21 protein-coding genes and 2 pseudogenes are annotated in these 24,689 nt (G+C 38.1%); 16 read left to right on the top strand and 7 right to left on the bottom strand.

The window, feature by feature from the left end; translation table 11 throughout:
* Positions 1 to 8: 8 nt before the first annotated feature.
* From cdsA to rpsB, 7 genes and pseudogenes are all read right to left on the bottom strand, one after another.
* Positions 9 to 866, bottom strand: a complete 858-nt coding sequence (gene cdsA, locus IM45_RS02955) for a phosphatidate cytidylyltransferase (RefSeq protein ID WP_038499092.1) — start codon at positions 864 to 866, stop codon at positions 9 to 11.
* A gap of 16 nt (positions 867 to 882) precedes the next feature.
* Positions 883 to 1,611 (bottom strand): annotated as a pseudogene (gene ispU / locus IM45_RS02950) ((2E,6E)-farnesyl-diphosphate-specific ditrans,polycis-undecaprenyl-diphosphate synthase); the annotation flags it as partial.
* A gap of 240 nt (positions 1,612 to 1,851) precedes the next feature.
* Positions 1,852 to 3,048 (bottom strand): 1-deoxy-D-xylulose-5-phosphate reductoisomerase, encoded by a 1,197-nt coding sequence (gene ispC / locus IM45_RS02945; protein WP_038499089.1) that lies wholly within the window; start codon positions 3,046 to 3,048, stop codon positions 1,852 to 1,854.
* Between the two features lie 135 nt (positions 3,049 to 3,183).
* Entirely contained in the window at positions 3,184 to 3,741 is a 558-nt protein-coding gene (frr, locus tag IM45_RS02940; RefSeq protein WP_038499086.1) for a ribosome recycling factor, read from the bottom strand.
* 22 nt (positions 3,742 to 3,763) lie between these two features.
* Positions 3,764 to 4,513, bottom strand: coding sequence for a UMP kinase (gene pyrH / locus IM45_RS02935; protein ID WP_038499083.1), 750 nt, complete (start codon positions 4,511 to 4,513; stop codon positions 3,764 to 3,766).
* 60 nt (positions 4,514 to 4,573) lie between these two features.
* Positions 4,574 to 5,425, bottom strand: coding sequence for a translation elongation factor Ts (tsf, locus tag IM45_RS02930; RefSeq protein WP_038499080.1), 852 nt, complete (start codon positions 5,423 to 5,425; stop codon positions 4,574 to 4,576).
* Between the two features lie 47 nt (positions 5,426 to 5,472).
* The gene (rpsB, locus tag IM45_RS02925) at positions 5,473 to 6,195 is read right to left on the bottom strand and encodes a 30S ribosomal protein S2 (protein ID WP_038499077.1); all 723 of its coding nucleotides are present in this window, start codon (positions 6,193 to 6,195) and stop codon (positions 5,473 to 5,475) included.
* Between the two features lie 346 nt (positions 6,196 to 6,541).
* On the opposite strand from rpsB, the gene map reads away from it, so the two are divergent.
* The 16 genes and pseudogenes from map (at position 6,542) to lpxC (ending at position 24,664) form a co-directional block, all read left to right on the top strand.
* Positions 6,542 to 7,336 carry a type I methionyl aminopeptidase gene (gene map, locus IM45_RS02920; RefSeq protein ID WP_038499073.1) on the top strand — a complete coding sequence of 265 codons (795 nt, stop codon included), beginning with the start codon at positions 6,542 to 6,544 and terminating at the stop codon, positions 7,334 to 7,336.
* A gap of 51 nt (positions 7,337 to 7,387) precedes the next feature.
* Complete coding sequence (gene queF, locus IM45_RS02915) at positions 7,388 to 8,239, top strand: NADPH-dependent 7-cyano-7-deazaguanine reductase QueF (RefSeq protein WP_038499632.1); 852 nt, start codon at positions 7,388 to 7,390, stop codon at positions 8,237 to 8,239.
* Between the two features lie 24 nt (positions 8,240 to 8,263).
* Positions 8,264 to 9,205, top strand: a complete 942-nt coding sequence (gene rsmH / locus IM45_RS02910) for a 16S rRNA (cytosine(1402)-N(4))-methyltransferase RsmH (protein WP_038499070.1) — start codon at positions 8,264 to 8,266, stop codon at positions 9,203 to 9,205.
* A gap of 2 nt (positions 9,206 to 9,207) precedes the next feature.
* A complete protein-coding gene (ftsL, locus tag IM45_RS02905; protein ID WP_038499067.1) occupies positions 9,208 to 9,528 on the top strand; it encodes a cell division protein FtsL in 321 nt (106 codons plus the stop codon).
* Between the two features lie 23 nt (positions 9,529 to 9,551).
* The gene (gene ftsI, locus IM45_RS02900; RefSeq protein WP_038499064.1) at positions 9,552 to 11,294 is read left to right on the top strand and encodes a peptidoglycan glycosyltransferase FtsI; all 1,743 of its coding nucleotides are present in this window, start codon (positions 9,552 to 9,554) and stop codon (positions 11,292 to 11,294) included.
* Positions 11,287 to 12,789 (top strand): UDP-N-acetylmuramoyl-L-alanyl-D-glutamate--2,6-diaminopimelate ligase, encoded by a 1,503-nt coding sequence (murE, locus tag IM45_RS02895; RefSeq protein ID WP_038499061.1) that lies wholly within the window; start codon positions 11,287 to 11,289, stop codon positions 12,787 to 12,789. Before ftsI ends, murE begins: the two co-directional genes overlap by 8 nt.
* A complete protein-coding gene (murF, locus tag IM45_RS02890) occupies positions 12,786 to 14,168 on the top strand; it encodes a UDP-N-acetylmuramoyl-tripeptide--D-alanyl-D-alanine ligase (protein WP_038499058.1) in 1,383 nt (460 codons plus the stop codon). Before murE ends, murF begins: the two co-directional genes overlap by 4 nt.
* Positions 14,149 to 15,231, top strand: a complete 1,083-nt coding sequence (gene mraY, locus IM45_RS02885) for a phospho-N-acetylmuramoyl-pentapeptide-transferase (protein WP_038499055.1) — start codon at positions 14,149 to 14,151, stop codon at positions 15,229 to 15,231. The genes murF and mraY overlap by 20 nt, the downstream gene beginning before the upstream one ends.
* 12 nt (positions 15,232 to 15,243) lie before the next feature.
* The gene (gene murD / locus IM45_RS02880) at positions 15,244 to 16,593 is read left to right on the top strand and encodes a UDP-N-acetylmuramoyl-L-alanine--D-glutamate ligase (protein ID WP_038499052.1); all 1,350 of its coding nucleotides are present in this window, start codon (positions 15,244 to 15,246) and stop codon (positions 16,591 to 16,593) included.
* A 62-nt stretch (positions 16,594 to 16,655) separates the two neighbouring features.
* Positions 16,656 to 17,780 (top strand): annotated as a pseudogene (gene ftsW, locus IM45_RS02875) (cell division protein FtsW); the annotation flags it as partial.
* Complete coding sequence (gene murG / locus IM45_RS02870) at positions 17,777 to 18,850, top strand: undecaprenyldiphospho-muramoylpentapeptide beta-N-acetylglucosaminyltransferase (RefSeq protein ID WP_038499046.1); 1,074 nt, start codon at positions 17,777 to 17,779, stop codon at positions 18,848 to 18,850. The pseudogene ftsW and the gene murG, both read left to right, overlap by 4 nt.
* 63 nt (positions 18,851 to 18,913) lie before the next feature.
* Positions 18,914 to 20,386, top strand: coding sequence for a UDP-N-acetylmuramate--L-alanine ligase (gene murC, locus IM45_RS02865; protein WP_038499043.1), 1,473 nt, complete (start codon positions 18,914 to 18,916; stop codon positions 20,384 to 20,386).
* Between the two features lie 92 nt (positions 20,387 to 20,478).
* Entirely contained in the window at positions 20,479 to 21,201 is a 723-nt protein-coding gene (locus tag IM45_RS02860) for a cell division protein FtsQ/DivIB (RefSeq protein WP_038499040.1), read from the top strand.
* Between the two features lie 29 nt (positions 21,202 to 21,230).
* Complete coding sequence (gene ftsA, locus IM45_RS02855) at positions 21,231 to 22,487, top strand: cell division protein FtsA (RefSeq protein WP_038499037.1); 1,257 nt, start codon at positions 21,231 to 21,233, stop codon at positions 22,485 to 22,487.
* 38 nt (positions 22,488 to 22,525) lie between these two features.
* The gene (gene ftsZ, locus IM45_RS02850) at positions 22,526 to 23,686 is read left to right on the top strand and encodes a cell division protein FtsZ (RefSeq protein ID WP_038499034.1); all 1,161 of its coding nucleotides are present in this window, start codon (positions 22,526 to 22,528) and stop codon (positions 23,684 to 23,686) included.
* Between the two features lie 57 nt (positions 23,687 to 23,743).
* Positions 23,744 to 24,664: a UDP-3-O-acyl-N-acetylglucosamine deacetylase gene (gene lpxC / locus IM45_RS02845; RefSeq protein WP_038499031.1), complete on the top strand. Its 921-nt coding sequence runs from the start codon at positions 23,744 to 23,746 to the stop codon at positions 24,662 to 24,664.
* The last annotated feature ends 25 nt before the right edge of the window (positions 24,665 to 24,689 follow it).

The following is a 24,689-nucleotide window of genomic DNA, read 5'->3' as shown; positions in this document are numbered from 1 at the left end:
GTTCTAACTTATATAGCGTGAAAAACCTGTAGCATCAGACAGGCAAAAACTGGAATGGCAGCAGTTAGACTATCTATACGATCTAAAATTCCACCATGCCCTGGAATAATATGTCCGCTATCCTTAATACCTGCTTCACGTTTAAACATACTTTCGGTCAAATCTCCAACTATAGAAGCTAGCACTGCCACTGTAGAGCAGATTAGTAATATAAGCGGAGCTGCATGAAGCGGTGCATAACTTTTAAATACCCAGGTAATAATTGCAGATGTAAATAGACCGCTGATTAGCCCTTCCCAAGTTTTGCCAGGAGAGATTTTCGGCGCCAACTTGTGACGGCCTAAAGCACGTCCGAAGAGATAAGCGCCAGAATCAGCGCTCCATACTAGGAGCATGATATATAATAGCCACCAAGATCCTGCAAAAGGATTAATATTATAATTATAATAACGCATAGTAATCATGCTATAAAAAAAAGGTAGTATAGTAAATATGCCAAATACTAACCGCAGTGAGTTAGAGCGACGCCAGAAAACCGCTGAACTAGGATAGTATACTACTAGCAACAGTGCTGTGAGCCACCATACTAAGGCTGCCCACAAAATATACTGTACCTGCCATACGGTAAATAATGGCAAGCAAATAGGCACATTAAATGTAATTATAGTAAGTAGTAGACCACATACAATTACAAACCAAAAACGCTGGCTACAAGGAGTTAATCCAGCAAGTTGTCCCCATTCCCAGGCACTGAACATACATACTACTAAGGTAATGAGTTTAAACCACATTGGCGGTAGCAAAAACAGTATGGCAATTACCGTAGGTACGAGAATAAAAGCTGTAATCAAGCGATACTTCAGCAACCCCCCCCCCTACGAATGCTTTGACATCATCAGGCGTTGTTCCACCAAAACGCCGCTCTCTTTGAGCAAAAGCATTTAGTGCACCTTCAAAGACAACGTCATCAAAATCTGGCCATAACACATCGGTAAAGAAGAGCTCAGCATAAGCTATCTGCCATAGCAGGAAATTACTAATGCGGTGTTCACCTCCAGTACGGATCACTAAATCTACTGGTGCTAGTTCATTCATACAAACATGACGGCATAATATGTCTTCATTTATTTGATCAGGAAGTAGGAGACCTTCTTGCACTTGAATGGCTAATTGTTTTACGCCTTGAATAATATCCCAACGTCCACCATAATTAGCTGCAATATTAAGAGTTAAACCGTTATTATTCCGGGTTAGTTCTTCCGAATCAAAGATACGCTCCTGTAAGCTAATACCGAAACGACTTATATCACCAATAACTTTTAGCCGTATATTATGTTTGTGTAGGCTTTTTACTTCGTTATCTAATGCACAAATAAAAAGCTCCATGAGTGCGGAAACTTCTTTAGTAGGACGATTCCAATTTTCGCTGCTGAATGCATACAGCGTCAACGCGTTAAAATGATGGTTAACAGCAAAGCTAACTGCACGGCGAACCGACTTGACACCTGCCTGATGACCGAAGATACGTAATTTGCCCTGCTTCTTCGCCCAGCGACCATTACCATCCATAATGATTGCTACATGCTGGGGTGATAATAGAAACGGAAACATTTCCGTCTCTGATTGATTTTCCGCCAATATCACGTTTACGTCTTTCCTCAATTAAGAATACGAGACTATTGTCTTTTTGAAACACAGGGCCTACAAAATCGTCAAGAATCAGTGTTTACATACGACTTATTAATGATGTAATTCGCGATTATTAACGGTCTTAGTAGCGCAGACTATATCATTTCACCAATAATCGAACAAATTAGCAGTTGGTTTGATAGTTTTGAGCGTAATAGTTATTTAGCGTTTGAAATAGCGGACGCTTAGGCGGGCATTTTTACGCGCTTGACGATCAATAAATAAGACCTCCTCTACACTAGTTGGTTCGGTAAAATTTAATTGATCTAGCACCCGACGGTTTACAGCAGTAATATCGGTAAAACTGATATCTTTTTTTAAAAAAGCAGCAACCGCAACTTCGTTAGCAGCATTGAGCGCAGTTGTTGCAGCCTGTCCGCTTTTACTAGCCTCTATAGCAAGCTGTAGACAGGGGTAACGTTCACTATCAGGTTTATCAAAACTAAGTGTACCAAGGCGTAAAAAGTCTAGAGGCATCACTCCTGTAGGTACCCTTGTCGGATATGCCATAGCATGAGCTATAGGGATACGCATATCAGGATATCCTAGCTGTGCTAGTACGCTACCATCAGCATAGCGCACCATTGAGTGCACTATAGACTGTGGATGTAGTAGTACTTCAATTTGTTCGGCAGAAGCATTAAATAACCAACGTGCCTCAATATACTCTAATCCTTTATTCATCATAGTAGCTGAGTCTACTGATATTTTGCGTCCCATTGACCAATTTGGATGTGCACAAGCTTGATCTGATGTCATGGTAGCCAATGCTGATAACGGAGTGTTACGAAATGGTCCCCCAGAACCAGTTAGAATAATTCTTGACACACCATATTCAATCAGCGAAGCGTATCCTAACTTACGTTGAAGTGGTTCCGGTAAACTCTGAAAAATAGCGTTATGTTCGCTATCTACTGGCAGCAGCTGTGCATTGTACTTGCGTACTTCATTCATAAATAGCCGACCACAAGTCACTAATGCCTCCTTATTAGCTAGCAATACTCGTTTACCAGCACGTAGTGCCGATAAGGTTGGTAATAAACCAGCGGTACCAACAATTGCTGCCATAACCGTGTCGACCTCCTCTAGTGCTGCTAATTTGCAAGCAGCAGAAGTACCAGAAATGACCTGAATAGGGATTTGCACTTGGGCTAAGTTAGCTTTGAGTTTCCTCGCGGCTCGCTCGTCGGCCATACCTACCCATGATGGCCGGAAAGCTAAACATTGTTTGGTCATTAAAGACAAATTATCGTTTGCTACCAATGCACGTACTGTGAATTGATCAGGATTATTTTTTACCACGGCTAATGTACTGGTACCAATGGAACCAGTACTGCCTAGAATCGTCAAATGCCTCATAAAATTATTTAGCTACTACGTAAAATATGTTTAATAAATATGTGCGACGATATGGTAATCTATGACAATACACCATAAAAAAAACGCCGTAGCGACTAAAAGGGGCCACTACGGCGTTTTTATACTGTCTGCGAATTAAAAATCTATGAGTTCTTTTTCTTTTTCTGCTAGTACGCGATCTAGTTTCCTAATCCAAACTTCGGTTAGCTTTTGAATCTCTTCTTGATATCTACGATCTTCATCTAGACCTATGGCTTTACTTTTGAGTAGCATCTTGACCTTCTCGTTAGCATCACGTCGCACATTACGTACGGAAACTTTGCCTTGTTCGGCTTCACAGCGAACTATTTTAATTATATCCCTACGTCGTTCTTCAGTTAGTATTGGTAATGGAACGCGGATAACTGTTCCAGCTAAGTAAGGATTCAGATTTAAATCTGAGGCTATGATAGCTTTTTCTACCGACGTAATCATTGATAAATCAAACAACGTAATCGCTAGGGTGCGCGAATCTTCCGCTACAATATTAGCTAACTGACGCAAAGGTTGGATGGAGCCATAATACTCGACTTGAATACTATCTAGTAGGCTTGGAGAAGCACGGCCAGTACGGAACTTGCTAATATGGTTTTTGAATGCTTCAACGCATTTCGCCATACGTACCTCAGCATTTTGTTGGATTTGATTAATCACGTTGTGCACCTTTTATATTTTATTATCTCGGCTGACTAGAGTCAGTTGACGACTGATGAGTAATCATCGTGCCTTCTTTCTTACCCATAACAACTCGTAATAGCGCGTCAGGCCTGTTTATATTAAAAACACAAATGGGCATATTATGATCACGTGCTAATGTAAAAGCAGCTAAATCCATAATTTTTAGCTCCTGCTTAAGTACTTCATGATAACTTAATTGATCATAAAAGATAGCATTGGGATGAATTGTAGGATCTGCAGAAAAAACACCATCTACTTTAGTCGCTTTTAGTACTATATTTGCATTAATTTCTAAGCCACGTAAGCAAGCAGCAGAATCAGTAGTAAAAAAAGGATTGCCCGTTCCAGCTACGAATATTACTACGCTATTATTATCTAGTAGATTAATAGCTTTTTCCTGGTTATAGTTTTCGCAGATTCCATTAAGCGGAATTGCTGACATAATACTTGTGTTGACGTCAGTACGTTGTAGAGCGTTACGTATTGCTAGACCATTCATTATGGTAGCTAACATTCCCATATGATCGCATACTACGCGGTTTATACCTGCCTGTGTTAGCACAGCACCTCGAAATAGGTTTCCGCCTCCTATAACTATACCAACCTGAATTCTAAAGTTTACTAATTCTTTAACTTCCTTAGCTATACGAGCTAAAGCGCTAGTGTTGATCCCAAAACTTTCTATGCCCTGCAAAGCTTCACCGCTCAATTTTAGCAAGATACGTTGATAGATAGGTTTGTTATCCATGGATCATAGGTTCCTTTAGTAGTCTCGAAGTCACTCATTGGTAAACTTATCAATGTAGAATTATTTGCATAATGCAGATACTTCCTTAGCGAAGTTAATGTTCGCTTTTTTGATGCCTTCGCCAACTTCAAAGCGAATAAAATTGTTAATTTTTGCTTTATGCTCTTCTAGCAGCTGTCCAACAGTTTTTATGGGATCTATTATAAAATTTTGGTCAGTTAGAGATATATCTCTAGTGAACTGACGCATACGACCTTCTATTATTTTTTGTGTAACTTCATATGACTTATGAGATTGCATAGCAATATTTAGCTGTATTTGATACTCACGGGAAATAATATCGCTGGGAATATCATTTGCATTAACATATTCAGGTTTTATTGCTGCGATATGCATAGCAATCTGTTTAATTAAATTTGGCTCTGCATTAGTAGCAGATACTATGACACCAATACGAGCGTAATGTAGATATGAAACTAATACATCACCTTCTAGAAAACCTATACGGCGGATGTTGATGTTTTCACCCATTTGGTTTACTAGAGCAATGCGCTGTTCTTCGAATTTTGCTTTTAACACATCTAATTTGATTATTTTTTGATCTAATGTAGCTGTTACGACTTCATTTCCAAAATTAGTGAAAGCTTTATCCTGAGCAACAAAGTCAGTTTCACAGTTTAGTTCGATTATGACCCCGTATTTGCTATTGTTAGCAATTTTGATTACGATTAAGCCTTGAGCAGCTACGCTACCTGATTTTTTTGCGGCTGTAGCCTGCCCTGATTTACGTAGGTTATCGATCGCAAGCTCAATATCTCCATGAGCTTCAACTAAAGCTTTTTTACACTTCATTAGTCCAGCATGAGTACGATAACGTAGTTCTTTTACCAAAGCAGTGGTTACATCAGCCATGATGTTAATCTCTTTGTTTTTGGGTTTAGGAAGAGAAATAAAGAATCTTACTGCAGAAAAGCTTGATCACTTTCTCCTGACATTGGATCTCGATAACGACCTTCGCGTATAGAGGTTGCTACAGCAGTTAAATATAGATTGATAGCACGGATAGCGTCGTCATTACCCGGAATAAGAAAGTCTATACCATTAGGATCTGCGTTCGTATCAACTACAGCGAAAACTGGAATACCTAGATTATTAGCTTCTTTGATAGCAATATGTTCATGTTGAGCATCAATAACAAACAATGCATCTGGTAAACCACCCATATCCTTAATTCCACCTAGGCTTTTTTCTAGCTTTTCTAATTTACGAGTACGCATCATTGCTTCTTTCTTAGTGAGCTTCTCTAAAGTTCCGTCTTCAGACTGAGTTTCTAGTTCTTTTAAGCGCTTAATAGACTGACGAACAGTTTTCCAGTTAGTTAACATGCCACCTAACCAACGATGGTTGACAAAAAACTGATCGCAGCTATTAGCTGACTCTTTTACTGCTTCGCTTGCGGCACGCTTAGTTCCGACAAATAATATTTTACCTTTACGTGAGGCAATTTTATTAAGTTCAGCTAGAGCTGAATTAAACATTGGTACAGTTTGTTCTAAGTTTATGATGTGAATCTTATTACGAGCACCGAAGATAAACGGTTTCATTTTCGGGTTCCAGTAGCGAGTTTGATGACCAAAGTGGACACCGGCTTGGAACATGTCATGCATGAAAACAGTTGCCATATAAAACCTCTATATATTTAGTTTTTGGGTATACTATACTTTCTTCTGACGTATCCCATACGACTAACTCTAGCTTTTAGGATAAAAATACCCTATTGTTGTAATAAGATACTATCTTATTCAAAATAAGATAATTAACTTCAAAGTTAGCAGTAAACTAGCCGTTAAAAATTTTTTTGCTCCTATTGCTTCAATAAGCGCGCTTTATACCATAAATAAAGTGCGGACTCCACTAAATGTTTGGACTCTGAGAAAGTAAATGATGATTTGGCAGTACCAAGTTTAGCTGGTACTATCACGTATATTATACTTAGAAATTTTTTTTGCGCTAACTACTGATCTATTCATGTCTATTTTTATTAAAACATTTAACGATATTACCAAAATGCGTATCGCAGGTCAGCTAGCTGCTGAAGTGTTAGAAGTAATCAAACCATATATCAAACCTGGTATTAGTACCGGAGAACTTGATATCTTATGTTATAAGTACATTACGGAGAAACAACAAGCTATTTCCGCCTCTCTTGGCTATCATGGTTTTCCTAAATCAGTATGTATTTCCGTTAATGAAGTTGTTTGCCATGGTATTCCGAGCTATGAGACAATACTAAAAAATGGAGATATTATCAATATTGATGTGACAGTCATTAAAGATGGTTTTCATGGAGACACATCAGCAATGTTTATTGTAGGTCAGCCTACTATTCTTGGTGAACGTTTATGTAGAGTTACCAAAGAAAGCTTATACTTAGCTATTCGTATGGTACGTCCTGGCATTCGTTTACGAAATATTGGCAAAGCTATTCAACAGTTCGTAGAGGCTGAACATTTCTCGGTTGTGCGTGAGTATTGCGGGCATGGTATTGGCAAAGGCTTTCATGAAGAACCACAGGTATTACATTATGACGCTGATGATTGTGGAGTCATACTACAGTCAGGTATGGCGTTTACGATAGAACCAATGGTTAATGCTGGTAATTACCGTATCCGCACCATGAAAGATGGTTGGACAGTGAAAACTCAAGATAATAGTCTTTCTGCTCAATATGAGCATACTGTGGTAGTAATAAAAGATGGTTGTGAAATTATGACGTTACGTGCTGACGACTCATTACCTCGGGTAATTCATCACCCACAGTGATATATTATTTGTCTATTGAAAATCTATTACAAAATTTATATGAGTAAAGATATACTTAATAATCAACAATATAAATCACTACAAGCGTTGACACTGGGAAAACCAACGTCGTATAGTATCTACTATGATCCCACATTACTTCAGGTAATACCGCGTACTCTTCATCGTAAATTACTAGGTTTATCAGCTGCTGTATCATTGCCGTTTCATGGAGCAGATCTCTGGACATTATACGAACTTTCATGGCTGAATAACCATGGTTTGCCACAGGTAGCCATTGGTCAAATAGCTTTTGATGCAACTAGCGATAATTTAATTGAATCTAAAAGTCTTAAGCTTTATTTGAATAGCCTTAATCAAACGTGCTTTCTATCTCACTATGAGTTGCAAAAAACGTTAGTGATCGATTTAAGTAAATGCGTAAATAGTCATGTTCTGGTAAAAATATGCTCACTTAGAGAATGGACTCAGGTGCCAGTGTTAAACTTCGAGGGTGAGTGTATCGATAATCAGCAGATACATATTGAATACCACGGTACTTTTAATAATAACTGGCTTACTAATGCTGCAGTAGGACAAAAAGTAAATGAAACTCTTGTTAGTAATCTATTGAAATCAAATTGTTTGATTACCAATCAGCCTGATTGGGGTTCAGTGCAAATTAGCTATTATGGAACACGCATTAATCGTGAAGCATTGATACGATACTTAATATCTTTTCGTCAGCATAATATGTTTCATGAACAGTGTGTAGAGCAAATATTCTCCGATATAATGCAATTTTGCCAACCTGATACATTATCAGTATATGCACGATATACTCGTAGGGGAGGATTAGATATAAATCCCTGGCGTAGTAATACACATTTTTTACCAATAAATGGACGCCTTGCACGACAATAATTATTGTACAACGCGTTATCTAGTATGAAATATAAGCATATTCCTGTATTACTAAACGAAGTAGTAAACGTTCTTAACATTAAAGCGGACGGAGTATATATAGACGGTACTTTCGGCCTAGGAGGTCATTCACATCTAATTTTATCTCAGTTAGGTAAACAAGGACGACTGCTAGCTCTCGATCGTGATCCCGTAGCTATAGCTACGGGTTTAGCTCTTGAGGATTCACGTTTTACGATTGTACACAGAAATTTTTCTACAATTACCGAATATATGATAGAACTAGGTTTGTTAGGGCGTGTAGACGGAATATTGCTAGATCTTGGTGTTTCTTCACCTCAATTAGAAGATCCAGAACGCGGTTTTTCATTTATGCGCGATGGACCATTAGATATGCGTATGGATACTACCTGCGGGCAATCTGCGACCGAGTGGTTAGCCCAAGCCTCGGTACAAGATATTGCTTGGGTGTTGGCAACATTTGGTGAAGAACGGTTCGCAAACCGTATTGCTCAGGCTATATTCAAACAAAATCATAAGCGACAGATAACTAGTACTATTGAACTTGCGAAGCTAATAGCTAAAATTCATCCATTTGGTCATAAGCATAAACATCCAGCTACTCGTAGCTTCCAGGCGATTAGGATATATATTAATAACGAACTTAATGAGATTAAATTAGCATTAAACGGTGCGCTTTGCGTACTAGCAATAGGAGGAAAGTTAGTCGTGATAAGCTTTCATTCTCTTGAGGATAGATTGGTAAAAAATTTTATTCGCCAATATAGCCAAGCGCCACAGATACCAGCAGGTATCTCACTAACGGAAAAACAAATCGCAGAGCAGCATCAAAATTATTGCCAGTTAAAGTTAAAATCATTAGGTAAAATACAGCCATCGGTGCTCGAAATCAGAGCAAATCCACGCGCACGTAGTGCTGTACTTCGCTTTGCCGAGAAGTTATAGACATGATTAGTAATGAACGATACCATTTGATTCACATTATTGGTAGTGATTTGTTACGTAATGAAAAGTTATCAGTAATTTTGCTAATAGCAGTGCTAGTATCAGCGATTATGGTAGTTACCATTACACATCATACTCGTAGATTAACTGCTGAGCGTGAAAAACTAGTATTAGAAAAAAATGCTCTAGATATCGAATGGCGTAATTTAATTCTTGAGGAAAACGTATTAGGAGACCATAGTCGTGTAGAGTCTATTGCTAGAGAAATATTACATATGCAGCATGTAGATTTTTTACACGAAAATATTGTTGTCAAATCTTAATTAATAAATTAAGTACATATATTATGATACGAAATCGTCAAGAGATAAAAACTAGCTTTGTAAGCTGGCGTTTTACCTTACTGTGTAGTGGGATGGTAGTAGCTATACTAGGGGTGCTATTACGATTAATTTTTTTACAAATTATTAATAAAGAACAATTAGTGCATGAAGGAGATATGCGATCACTGCGTATTCAACAAGTACCTACGGTCCGTGGGATGATAAGTGATCGACTCGGGCGTCCTCTTGCAGTCAGTGTACCAGTAAACGCTATTTGGGCAGATCCAAAAGAAATTAAAAATCATGGTGGTATAACTACTGAAATCCGTTGGAAGGCACTTTCTGATGTGTTATCTATACCACTAAATCAGCTAAATTCACGTATAAATGTTGATTCTAAAATTCGTTTTGTCTATTTAGCACGTCAAGTTAATCCTACTATTAGTAACTATATCAATCAGTTAAAACTACCTGGTATTTATCTCAGCCAAGAGTCACGTCGTTATTATCCTTCTGGACAAGTAACTGCGCATTTAATTGGTATTACTAATATCGATAGCCAAGGGATAGAAGGTATCGAGAAAAGCTTTGACCGATGGCTTACTGGTCAACCAGGAGAACGTATAGTACGTCAAGATAGATTTGGTAGGGTCATAGAAGATATATCATCAATTGATAGCCAAGCTGCACATAACCTTGCACTTAGTATCGACGAAAAATTACAAGCATTGGTATATCGTGAACTAAACAGTGCTGTTATTTGTAATAAAGCTATATCAGGCACTGCAGTATTAGTAGATATTCATACTGGTGAAGTTCTTGCGATTGCTAATAGTCCATCTTATAACCCAAATAACCTGACAACTACCACAATGGACCTAATGCGTAATCGTGCTATTACTGATCTGTTCGAACCTGGTTCAACGGTAAAACCAATGGTTGTTATGACAGCACTACAGCGTGGAATAGTAACCGAAAATAGTGTGCTCAAAACTCTACCCTATATGATACATGGTCATCAAATCAAAGACGTAGTCCACTACAATGAATTAAGCATTACAGAAATCTTACAGAAATCTAGTAATATTGGTATTTCTAAACTCGCGTTAGCTATGCCATCTGCCGCCATTGTGGATACTTATTCTCTTTTTGGTTTAGGTAAAGCAACTCATGTGGGACTCGTAGGAGAAAGTAGTGGTTTATATCCTAATAAAAAAATTTTATCTGAAATTGAAAAAGCTGCATTTTCTTATGGTTATGGATTGATGGTTACGCCACTACAATTAGCAAGGGTTTACGCTACTATCGGTAGTATGGGAATCTTACGTCCACTATCTATCATAAGGGTCGATATGCCAGTTATAGGCGAAAGAATATTTCCAGAATCGCTAGTACGTACAGTGGTACATATGATGGAAAGTGTTGCACTACCTGGTGGTGGAGGTTTCAAAGCAGCTATCAAAGGCTATCGTATTGCTATTAAGACTGGAACTGCCAAAAAAGTTGGACCAGATAGAAAATATATTAATAAATATATAGCTTATACTGCAGGAGTTGCACCTGCAAGTAATCCTCGTTTTGCACTAGTTGTCGTTGTTAACGATCCACAAGGTGGTCAATACTATGGCGGCGCAGTTTCTGCACCAGTTTTTGGTTCAATTATGGGTGGAGTTTTACGTACGATGAATATCGAACCAGATGCTTTGCAGCCTATCGATAATAAAATATATCAATTCAATAATTGTAAAGATACATCATGTGGTTAACATGAATTTACGTGAGCTACTTATGCCATGGGTTCATACTATTCCATTTCCATTTGAACGTCGATTGAGTGGAATTAGTATGCATAGCATTACCGCGAAAGCTGGTGATTTATTTATTGCTGTTAAAGGACACCAAACTGATGGACGTTGCTATATTCCTCTAGCTATTGCACAAGGGGTAGCTGCAGTAGTAGCGGAAGCAGAAGAGAAATCTAAGCATGGTAATATACATAAACTACATGGTGTACCCATTGTTTATTTATACCAACTCAAGCAAATTTTATCTGCACTAGCAGGACGTTTTTATCAGCAACCATCGCGTGCTCTATGTTTAGTTGGTATCACAGGTACTAATGGTAAAACAACTATTAGCCATCTCCTAGCAAATTGGGTATACCTGCTAGGTGAGACAAGTGCGGTTATAGGTACCATAGGTAATGGTTTATTTAAAAAAATTAGTTTGAGTAATAATACTACCGATTCAGCTGTTGAGATTCAGCGTTTATTAAGACTTTTTTATGAACAGGGAGCAACTTTTAGCGCAATAGAAGTCTCTTCCCATGGTTTAGTGCAATACCGAGTTCGAGATCTATACTTCGCTGCAGCGGTTTTTTCGAACTTGAGTCATGATCACCTAGATTATCACAAACATATGACGCAGTACGAAAGAGCTAAATGGCAATTATTTAGCGAGTTAAAAGTATGTCATAAAATTATTAATGCTGATGATAGTGTAGGTCAGCGTTGGTTAGCGCAATTACCACAAGCCGTGGCAGTTACTATAACTAGTTCACTTCCGCATAACTGGAAAGGTGATTGGTTGTGTGCTCATACTGTGCGTTATCATGATTTAGGTGTGGATATTGGGTTCGATTCTTGCTGGGGCAATGGGATGATTCACAGTAAGCTAGTAGGCGAATTTAATGTGAGTAATATACTACTTTCGTTTGCTACATTACTTACGTTGGGGTATTCCCTACCATCTCTATTAGAAACAGCAGGGAGACTACAGTCTGTATGCGGCCGTATGGAAGTCTTTTCATCAGATCAATGGCCGATAGTAGTAGTTGATTATGCACATACTCCAGAGGCACTCAAAAAAGCACTACTAGCAGCTAAGCTACATTGCAACGGGAAACTATGGTGTGTTTTTGGCTGCGGTGGTAATCGTGATAAAGATAAGCGACCACTTATGGGCGCTATTGCTGAACAATACGCTGATTACGTTATTATCACTAATGATAATCCTCGTAATGAAGATTCACAGGATATTATAGCAGCAATTCAGGGGGGATTGCTTAATGTGAACTATGCTCAAGCAATACCATGTCGCTTTGATGCTATAACTAGCGCGATAATGCATGCTCATTTAAACGATTTAGTGCTAGTAGCTGGCAAAGGGCATGAGAATTACCAGATAATTAGTGGTAAGTCGTTTAATTATTCTGATCGTACTACTGTGGCACAGATACTAGGACTTGATATTTTAGAATGATTTCTTTTCTATTACACGACATCGCGCCAGTACTGAATGCTCAAATAGTAGGCTTAAATACGACTATTCAAGAGGTAACTACTGATTCTCGTGCTGTTGGTGAGCATTGTATGTTTATTGCACTTCAGGGCGAGCGATTTGATGCTCATCATCTTGCTCAAAATGCGGTATTAGCCGGTGCTTGTGCAATATTAGTAAGTTATCAGTTACCACTGCAAATTCCGCAACTAATAGTAAAGGATACTCGCTTAGCTTTAGGGAAATTAGGTGCTTGGGTTCGTCAGCAGGTGCCAGCACGTATAGTAGCGCTAACTGGTTCGTCTGGTAAGACATCGGTCAAAGAGATGACAGCTTCTATCTTACGTCAATGTGGTAAGGTTCTAGCTACACAGGGAAATTTTAATAATGATATCGGTGTTGCACTGACTTTGCTACGTCTAACACCTAAGTATGATTTTGCAGTAATTGAACTAGGCGCTAATCATATCGGAGAAATTGCCTGGACTACCGGCTTAGTACGTCCAGAAACAGCGTTAGTAAATAATATTTCTGCAGCTCATTTAGCTGGTTTTGGTTCCATCGCTGGTGTTTCTCAGGCAAAAGGAGAAATTTTTACTGGACTGTTAGATAAAGGCATAGTGATTATTAACGCTGATAGCAATGACTGGTCGCATTGGCAACAAGGGTTAGACTTAAGCTGTTATAAACAGATATGGCGTTTTGCACTAGATAAATTTGATAATGTTGACTTTTTTGCCAGCGAAGTAATCAGTGATCAACTATGTATGTACTTTACTTTACATAGTCCGCTAGGTAATTGCCGGGTGAGATTACCGCTATTAGGACGACATAATATAGCTAATGCTTTGGCTGCTAGTGCATTATCGCTATCAGTTGGTGCGACACTTTCAGCCGTTGCTATAGGCTTAGCTCAGATTAATCCGATACCAGGACGATTATTTCCTATCAAGCTAGGTAATAATATGCTATTACTTGATGATAGTTATAATGCTAATGTTAGTTCCATGATTGCTGCCACGGAGGTTTTGGCTGAAATGCCAGGCTATCGTGTTATGGCAGTTGGGGATATGGCTGAACTAGGTGATCAAGAAATACAATGCCACAAAGAAGTTGGCAAAATAATCGCTATAGCAGGTATTGATAAAGTTTTAAGCGTTGGGCGCCTCAGTCATCTAATCGGCGATGTAAGTAAACAAGGAGAACATTTTCAAGATAAATCAACACTAACTAATCGTATTACTCAGTTATTATCTGAGCATAAAGTAATTACCGTTCTCGTGAAAGGATCACGTAATGCTGCCATGGAGCATGTGGTACAGGTATTACAGGAGAAAAAAAATGTTAGTGTTTGTTGCTAATTATTTTGTTGGATTTTATTCAATCTTGAATCTTTTTTCTTATTTAACGTTCCGCGCTATCGTTAGTTTATTAACTGCCTTATGTATCTCTTTATTAATAGGTAAATCTTTAATAGCTTGGTTAGAGAAGCTGCAAATTCGTCAGGTAGTACGTAATAATGGACCTGATTCGCACTCAATCAAATGTGGTACACCTACTATGGGCGGGTTAATGATATTACTATCCATTATTATCTCGGTGCTAATCTGGACTTCTTTATCTAATCCTTATGTCTGGTGTGTCCTTTTTGTCTTAATAGGTTATGGTATTATTGGTTTAATAGATGATTATAGAAAGGTAATACATAATAATAGCAAAGGCTTAATGGCACGTTGGAAATATTTTTGGCAATCAGTGATTGCTCTTGCAGTAGCCTGCACTATGTTCACTTTCGGTAACAATACTACAGCTACCCAACTTGTAGTACCTTTTTTTAAGGACATAATACCGCAATTAGGATTATGGTATGTACTATTAACTTACTTTGCTATTGTTGGTGCTAGTAATGCAGTAAATCTTACCGACGGCCTGGATGGCTTAGCGATTATGCCGGCGGTATTAGTTGCAGCTGGACTCGCATTAGTAGCTTGGGCAACCGGCAATATTAATTTTTCTATTTACCTACATATTCCCTATATTAGTTTTGCTGGTGAGTTAGTTGTAGTTTGTACTGCTATTGTTGGCGCTGGTTTAGGTTTTTTATGGTTTAACACTTATCCAGCGCAAGTTTTTATGGGAGATGTTGGTGCACTAGCTTTAGGAGGTGCACTTGGTACTATTGCTGTACTTTTGCGACAGGAGTTTTTATTACTGATTATGGGTGGTGTCTTTGTAGTCGAAACACTATCAGTTATTTTACAAGTGAGTTTGTTTAAATTACGCCGAAAGCGACTTTTTCGTATGGCACCAATCCATCATCATTATGAACTCAAAGGGTGTCCTGAACCACGTGTAATTGTACGTTTTTGGATTATTTCACTCATGTTGGTCTTAATTGGACTAGCTACGCTAAAGGTGCGGTAAATGTAAATCAAAATGATCAATTATCAGGAGCAAAATATTGTTGTTATAGGATTAGGAATCACAGGCATCTCTTGTGTTGATTTTTTCTGCGCTCGTGGCGCTAGGCCACGAGTAATCGATACTAATTTTTGTCCTCCTAAACTCAATGAGTTACCTACTGATGTAGAATATTGGCTAGGTGATTTTAAAGAAGAATGGCTGTTGGAAGCTACGCTAATTGTTATTAGCCCCGGTGTAGCTTTATCGCATCCCGCACTAGAAGCGGCGGCCAAAAATGGAGTGGAAATCATTGGAGATATTGAATTATTCTTGCGTGAGGTTACCTCACCAGTTATAGCTATAACCGGATCTAATGGTAAAAGTACTGTTACTCAACTTGTAAGTCAAATGGCTACTTGTGCTGGTTGGCAAGTAGGAGTCGGTGGTAACATAGGTAAGCCTGCTTTATTATTATTACAACAATATTATCAACTATATATTCTCGAGCTCTCAAGCTTTCAGTTGGAAATAACCAAAAATTTAAAGGTAGCGGTCGCAACTATTTTAAATATCAGCGAAGATCATATGAATCGTTATCCTTTGGGATTACAGCAATACCGTGCTGCTAAGTTAAAAATTTATCAGCAGGCTACCGTTTATGTGGTTAATGCTGAAGATCCACTAACTTTACCGATAAACTATACTAATATAGCAAAAAAATTTTTAATTAGCTTTGGTGCTATGACTGGCGCTTATCACCTTGGTTATAACAATGGTAAAAGGTGGTTGATGAAGCAAGAAGAACTATTACTCAATTGCGATGACATGAGAATTGTTGGCCATCATAATGAAATTAATGCGCTAGCAGCACTAGCACTAGCTGATACAGTTGCTATTCCCCGTAAAGCCTGTTTAATAGCATTACGTAATTTTTCTGGGCTTGCGCATCGTTTTGAGCTTGTTTTAGAAAGTAATGGCATACGTTGGATTAATGATTCAAAAGCAACTAATGTAGGTAGTACAAAAGCAGCAATCAATGCATTAAAGTTAGAGGGAACTTTACATCTGCTACTTGGTGGTGATGGTAAGTTAGCAAACTTTTCACCCTTACGATCATTAGTACAAGGTAGCCATATACAACTGTACTGTTTTGGACAAGATAGAAAGCAACTCGCTGATTTACGCCCAAATATAGCGACTATTACTCAAACGCTAGCTCAAGCTATGTATATTATCGGAAATAAAGTAAGAGCAGGAGATGTTGTACTATTATCACCAGCTTGCTCTAGCTTAGATCAATTTGATAACTTTAAAGCGCGCGGTAAAGCTTTTAGAAAATTAGTCCTTAAGGTTAGTTCATGCAAATACTATTTACCAGTATAAAGTGGCTTATATTTTTTAAGGACCAGATCATCGGTATACAGGAGCCTAAATTAAAAATAAATGTAGTACTTTATGATCGTATTTTATTATGGCTTACTCTCGGGCTAACTTGTATAGGATTTATAATGGTAACCTCAGCGTCAATGCCTATTGGCGCGCGTATTTTTCATGATCCATTTTACTTTTTCAAACGTGAAGCTTGTTATTTAATTCTTGCTTTTGCGTTATCTCTATGTACGTTACGGGTACCAATAAAATTTTGGCAGCGTTACAGTACAGTGATGTTACTTATGACTATCGTAATGCTGTTAGTAGTATTAATTATCGGAAGCGTAGTCAATGGAGCATCGCGTTGGCTTAGTTTTGGTCCATTGCGTATCCAGCCGTCAGAATTATCAAAGCTAGTTCTATTTTGTTACTTATCTAGTTATCTCGTACGTAAAGTAGATGAAGTGCGTAATAATTTATGGGGATTTTGTAAACCTATGGGGGTGATGGTTGTACTAGCAGTTCTTTTGTTAGCACAGCCAGATTTAGGAACCGTGGTCATTTTATTTGTTACCACACTAGCGATGTTATTTCTTGCTGGTGCTAAAATTTGGCAATTTTTTTCTATTATCTGCTCAGTTATCTTCGCTGTAGTACTTTTAATTATTACTGAACCTTACCGTATGCGGCGAGTAATATCTTTTTGGAATCCGTGGCAAGATCCTTTTGGTAGCGGTTATCAACTAACTCAATCTTTGATGGCGTTTGGACGAGGGGCATACTGGGGTCAAGGGTTAGGCAATTCCGTACAAAAATTAGAGTACTTACCTGAAGCACATACAGATTTTATCTTCGCCATTATTGGTGAAGAACTAGGTTTTATTGGTGTTTTGTTCACTTTATCTATGGTGTTTAGTATTGCTTTACGCGCTATTTTGATTGGGCGTTATGCACTAGAAATCAATCAGCGTTTTTCTGGTTTTTTAGCCTGTTCTATTGGTATTTGGTTTAGTTTTCAGACTCTAATTAATTTGGGAGCTGCTGCTGGTATGCTACCTATTAAAGGATTAACATTACCGCTTATTAGTTATGGTGGATCTAGTTTTTTAATCATGTCAACAGCAATCATGCTCTTACTTAGAATAGATTTCGAGAGTCGTATGGCTAAATATCAAGCTTTTATAAAGCCATCTCGATGATGGCAAAGCGTTTGATAATTATGGCTGGTGGTACCGGAGGACATGTATTTCCAGGTTTAGCTGTAGCTCATTATCTAATGGCACAAGGTTGGCAAATTTGTTGGTTAGGTACTACTAACGGTATAGACGCTGATTTAGTATCTAAAAATGGTATAGAAAGATATTCTCTCTGTATTCAGGGACTACGTGGCAAAGATATTAAAAACAAAATAATAGTTCTTGTATCTTTGTTGAGTGCTGTACTGCAGGCAAAACGCATTATGTGTGTATGGCAACCAGATGTAGTGCTAGGTATGGGAGGATATGTTTCTGGACCTGGAGGTTTAGCTGCCTGGATATGTGGTATTCCAATAGTCGTCCATGAACAAAATAGTGTTGCAGGACTTACTAACCGCTGGCTAGCGAAAATTGCTGATAAGGTACTACAAGCTTTTTCTGGCGCGTTTCCTTATGCCAAGATAGTAGGAAACCCCGTACGTAAAGAATTAATCACTGTACTGGAACCATCTTTACGTCTGCGTGATCGTACTGGTCCTATTAGAATCTTAGTAATTGGTGGTAGCCAAGGTGCAAAAATACTCAACCAAATATTGCCAGCTGTTGCAGCACAACTATCTAGTATTTTTACCTTTTGGCATCAAGTAGGTATTGAGCAAGGTGCGTTAGTAGAGGTGCAAAAAGCATATGCTTCAATAGGAGCAATAAAACATCAATATAAAGTAGTAAATTTTATAGATGATATAGCTACTGCTTATGCTTGGGCAGATCTTGTAGTATGTCGTTCTGGAGCACTAACTGTTAGTGAAGTAGCTACCGTTGGTCTACCGGCACTTTTTGTTCCTTTTATGCATAAAGATCGTCAACAGTACTGGAATGCGCGGCTACTAGAGCAAGTTGGTGCTGCTAAAATTATTGAACAACAGAACTTTACTGTAGATATAGTGAGAGACGTGATAACTAATTTAGATCGTGCCACACTACTAGTTATGGCACAACGTGCTAGAACTATCGCTATTACAGACTCAACTGAAAGAGTGGCAAATGAGGTAATAGCGGTAGCGCAAGTCTAATCTCAGCACATAGAGGTTGAGTTGAATACATATTTCGATAATCTCATTCTTCTCAGGAAACATGTGAATATAAAAAAATTAGCTAAACTGCGAACTTTGGTTCCACAAATGCGACACGTCAAGCAAATTCACTTTATTGGTATTGGTGGTGCTGGTATGGGTGGAATCGCAGAAATTTTAGTAAATGAAGGCTATCAAATTAGCGGTTCAGATTTAGTACCAAATATGATCACGCAGCAACTCATTGAATTAGGTGCCAAAATTGTATTCCATCATAGTCCCGAAAATATTAATAAAGCTAGTGTTGTAGTTGTCTCTAGTGCTATTAGCACAAATAATCCGGAAATATTAGCAGCTAAAAAAGCGCGTATTCCAATTATTACACGCGCAGAGATGCTAGCTGAGTTAATGCGTTTTCGGCATGGTATTGCTATTGCTGGAACACATGGTAAAACTACCACAACTGCTATGGTAGCTAGTATTTACACCGAAGCTGGTTTAGACCCTACAGTGATTAATGGTGGTTTAGTGAAATCAGTAGGTAGGCATGCACGTTTAGGTTATGGACGTTATTTAATTACTGAAGCCGATGAAAGTGACTCATCTTTATTATGTTTACATCCTATAATGAGTATAGTTACTAACATTGAAGCTGATCATATGGATAATTATGAGGGAAATTTTGATAAATTAAAGCAAACATTTATTAATTTTGTACAAAATGTACCATTTTATGGCCGGGCTATCATGTGTCTAGATGATCCTGTTATCCGTGAGCTATTACCACGTCTTAGTAGGCAAATTATTACTTATGGTTTTAACAATCATGCAGACCTACATATGACTAACTACTGTCAAAAAGGTGCTCGTAGTAGCTTTACACTTTATCGGCACGATAGTCCGGCAATTCAGATAGAACTAAATGCTCCGGGGCGGCATAATGCCTTGAATGCAGTAGCTGCGATTGCGGTTGCAATCGAAGAAGGTATAGAAGACCATTGTATTTTACAAGCACTATTTCAATTCCAAGGAATCAAACGTCGCTTCGATGAACTTGGTTGTTATGCGTTAAAAAATATTAACGGGAAATATGGAACAGTAATGTTAGTCGAAGACTATGGCCACCACCCTACGGAAGTTGACGCAACTATCAAAGCTGCGCGGGTAGGATGGCCTGATAAACGTCTAGTAATGGTTTTCCAACCACATCGTTATACTCGTACGAGGGATTTATATGAATCTTTTGCACATGTACTCTCGAGCGTAGATGTTCTACTAATGCTAGATGTTTATCCAGCTGGTGAAGATCCAATCGTTGGAGCGGATAGTAGATCACTCTGTTCTACTATCCGCTCCTGTGGCAAAATTAACCCAATTTTGATCGATAATATAGATGAATTACCTATAATTCTAGCACAATGTTTACAAAATAATGACTTAGTGTTAATGCAAGGAGCAGGTACAGTAGGACAAATAGCAGACAAACTAGCTGATAGTCAAATGCAACCTAACAATTCTCATCAACTTTATGACTAAAATTAAGATAATCATATGTGTCAGGTGGAAGTTAACAACTGTACTATTAATGTAAGTATACCTTTGTGCGTAATATAAAGTACCACAAGTTTATGAGTTTAATGTTCCTAATTTTGGTACTGAGTACCATATTATGGAGCTGTTGGATCTTCGTAGCTTGGATGAAAAATCATTGTTTACCTTTATCTAAGTTAGTAATTGTAGGTAAACTTTGTTATACAACTCATAATGATATATGTCAGTCGATTATGGCGCTAGGAGTACCTGGTACCATTGTAACACAGAATGTGAATGTCATTCACCAACAGATCCAGAAGCTACCATGGATTAAGCAAGTTAGTGTACGAAAACAGTGGCCAGATAAGCTAAAAATATCTTTAGTGGAATATGTTCCAGTAGCACGCTGGAATGATTTATATATGTTAGATAACAGTGGACAAAAATTTAGCTGTCTTACAGACCAAAGAACTCTTGGATCAATACCTATGCTTTACGGCCCACAAGGGAGTGAAATAGATGTGCTAATGGGCTATACCAACATGAATCAATTACTCAAATTAGTTAATTGTCAGATAAAAATAGTAAGTATGAGCGCACGCTATTCTTGGCAACTGATTTTACAGGACGATATCAAACTAACATTAGGCCGGAAGGATAGAATTCAGCGCTTACAGCGCTTTATTGATATGTATCCAATTCTACTTCAACAGGCTTGGAAAAATCATAAACGTATTAGCTATGTTGATTTACGATATCAATCAGGCTTTGCTGTAGGCTGGGCACCTATCTTTATAGATTCGAAACCAAGGAATTAGTAACAGAATCAGGCATAGGCAAAATAAATATGATTAAGGCTATAGACAGGAAACTAGTAGTTGGATTAGATATCGGCACTGCTAAAGTAGCTGCACTAATCGGGGATATTTTACCTGATGGTATTATCAACATCATCGGTGTAGGTAGTTGTCCCTCTCGTGGGATGGACAAAGGTGGTGTTAATGATTTGGAATCAGTAGTCAAGTGCGTACAACGAGCTATTGATCAAGCTGAGCTAATGGCTGATTGCGAAATTTCTTCTGTCTATCTGGCATTATCTGGTAAACATATTAGCTGCCAAAATGAAATAGGCATAGTTCCTATTTCTGAGGAAGAAGTAACTCAAGAAGATGTCGAAAATGTAGTACATACTGCTAAATCAGTACGGGTACGTGATGAACATAGAATTTTACATGTCATACCACAGGACTATGATATTGATTACCAAGAAGGAATCAAAAATCCAGTAGGATTATCCGGAGTACGAATGCAAGCTAAGGTTCATCTTATTACGTGTCATAATGATATGGCTAAAAATATTATTAAAGTTGTTGAACGCTGTCGATTAAGAGTAGACCGACTAATTTTTGCAGGACTAGCATCCAGTTATGCGGTTCTAACCGATGATGAACGTGAGTTAGGTGTTTGTATGGTAGATATTGGTGGTGGAACTATGGATATAGCCGTTTATACTGCTGGATCTTTACGTCATACGAAAGTTATTCCATATGCTGGTAATGTAGTAACAAGTGATATTGCTTACGCTTTAGGTACACCTCCCATAGACGCAGAAAATATTAAAATTCGTTACGGTTGCGCGTTAGGTACAGTTGTAAGTAAAGATGAAAACTTGGAAGTACCAAGCGTTGGAGGACGTTCGCCATGTAACCTACAGCGCCAGACATTAGCTGAGGTTATTGAACCGCGTTATACTGAATTATTAAATTTAGTTAAAGACGACATTTTACAATTACAAGAACAACTTAGCCAGCAAGGAGTGAAGTACCATCTAGCAGCTGGTATTGTGTTAACTGGTGGCGCCGCTAAAATTGATGGTTTAGCCGCCTGTGCACAACAAGTTTTCCACACCCAGGTACGTATCGGACAGCCACTGAATATCACGGGCCTAATAGACTATTCTCAGGAACCTGACTATGCGACAGCTGTTGGGTTACTACATTATGGTAAAGAGTATCATCTGACTAGTGAGCTTGAAACCACAAAACAAACTTTAGTTAGTACCTGGCTTAAGCGTCTTAGCTGCTGGCTAAGGAAAGAATTTTAGTTGTTTACCAGACTAAACTAGACTAATGGAGAAAAATGATGTTTGAACCAATGGAATTAACCAATGATGCGGTGATAAAAGTTATCGGCGTTGGTGGTGGTGGTGGTAATGCTGTTGAGCATATGGTGCGTGAACGTATCGAAGGTGTAGAATTTTTTGCCGTTAATACTGATGCCCAAGCATTACGTAAAACAGCTGTCGGCCAGACGATACAAATCGGTAGTAGTATTACTAAGGGTTTAGGTGCTGGTGCTAATCCTGAAGTTGGCCGAAACTCTGCGGAGGAAGATAGAGAAGTATTGCGTGATGTTTTAGAAGGCGCAGATATGGTATTTCTTGCTGCTGGTATGGGTGGTGGTACTGGCACTGGAGCAGCACCTGTTGTCGCAGAAATAGCTAAAGAAATAGGTATTCTTACTGTAGCTGTCGTAACAAAACCTTTTAATTTTGAAGGTAAGAAACGTATGGCATTCGCTGAACAAGGTATCGCTGAACTATCCAAGCATGTAGATTCTCTTATCACTATTCCTAACGACAAGTTGCTGAAAGTATTGGGACGTGGAATTTCATTATTAGATGCTTTTAGTGCTGCTAATAGCGTACTTAAAGGTGCAGTACAGGGTATTGCGGAGCTCATTACTCGCCCAGGATTAATGAATGTAGATTTCGCTGACGTCCGTACCGTTATGTCAGAAATGGGCTATGCTATGATGGGATCTGGCGTTGCTTCTGGAGAAGCTCGTGCGGAAGAAGCAGCGGAAATAGCTATTTCAAGTCCCCTATTAGAAGATATTGATTTATCTGGTGCTCGTGGTGTACTAGTAAATATAACTGCAGGTTTTGATTTACGTCTAGATGAATTTGAAACAGTTGGTAATACTATTCGTGCCTTCTCTTCTGATAATGCTACTGTAGTAATTGGTACTTCACTAGATCCAAATATGAATGATGAATTACGTGTTACTGTTGTAGCAACTGGTATCGGTATCGATACGCGTCAAGAAATAACCTTAGTGACTAATAAACAAAATAACCAAACATTGATTGATCATCGTTATTGTAATAATTCACATAGCATATCTCCAATGTATCAAGAACAGAAAATTACAGCCAAAGTCGTCAATGAACAAAACTTACAGAATAATAAAGAACCAGATTACCTAGATATTCCAGCTTTTTTGCGTAAACAAGCGGATTAAATTTACTGAATGGATCAATCAGGTTAGCTATATAAGAAAACATCACGAGATAACTAGATGATCAAACAGCGGACATTAAAATGTATTGTACAAGCTACTGGTATAGGATTACATACGGGTAAAAAAGTCACATTAACATTATATACTGCTCCAGTAAATGCTGGAATCATCTATCGTCGTACTGATTTAAACCCTCCTGTAGATTTTACCGTAAATGCTCATTCAGTACGTGATACTATGCTCTGTACTTGTGTAGCAAATAAAGATAATGTACGTATTTATACAGTAGAGCACTTAAATGCAGCATTAGCTGGTTTAGGCATAGATAATATTATCATTGAAGTGAATGCACCTGAAATTTTTATTATGGATGGTAGTGCTAGCCCATTTATCTATCTTTTAATGAACGCTGGTATTAAAGAGTTAAATAGTGCTAAGAAATTGTTACGGCTAAAAAAAACTGTACGTATTGAAAAAGGCGAAAAATGGGCTGTTATCACACCATTTAATGGTTTTACCCTTGATTTAACTATAGACTTTAAGCATCCAGCATTTGATATGAACTATCAAAGTTATTTTCTTGATTTTTCCTCTGAATCTTTTATAGGTAAAATAAGTCGTGCGCGTACTTTTGGTTTTATGCGTGATATTGAATATCTACAGTCCTGTCATAGACTAGCTCTTGGTGGGAGTTTAGATTGCGCAATTGTAGTGGATGATAATCGAGTACTAAATGAGAATGGTTTACCTTTTGCAGATGAATTCGTTCGCCATAACACATTAGATGTTATAGGTGATTTATTTATGTGTGGATATAATATTATTGGTGCATTCACAGCTTTTAAATCTGGCCATACGATGAATCATCAATTGTTACAAACAGTATTAGCAGGTCAAGAAACTTGGGAACTCGTGACTTTTAAAGATGAAGAGGAACTACCACCGTCATTTAAAGCACCATCTTTTAGAATAAAATAAATTAGATTCTGGTTAGTTCCAATAA

The sequence above is a fragment of the Candidatus Palibaumannia cicadellinicola genome (assembly GCF_000754265.1).
GTDB lineage: Bacteria > Pseudomonadota > Gammaproteobacteria > Enterobacterales > Enterobacteriaceae > Baumannia > Baumannia cicadellinicola_B.
The sequence above is the reverse complement of the archived record's forward strand: the minus strand, read 5'-3'. Positions and strand labels throughout refer to the sequence as shown.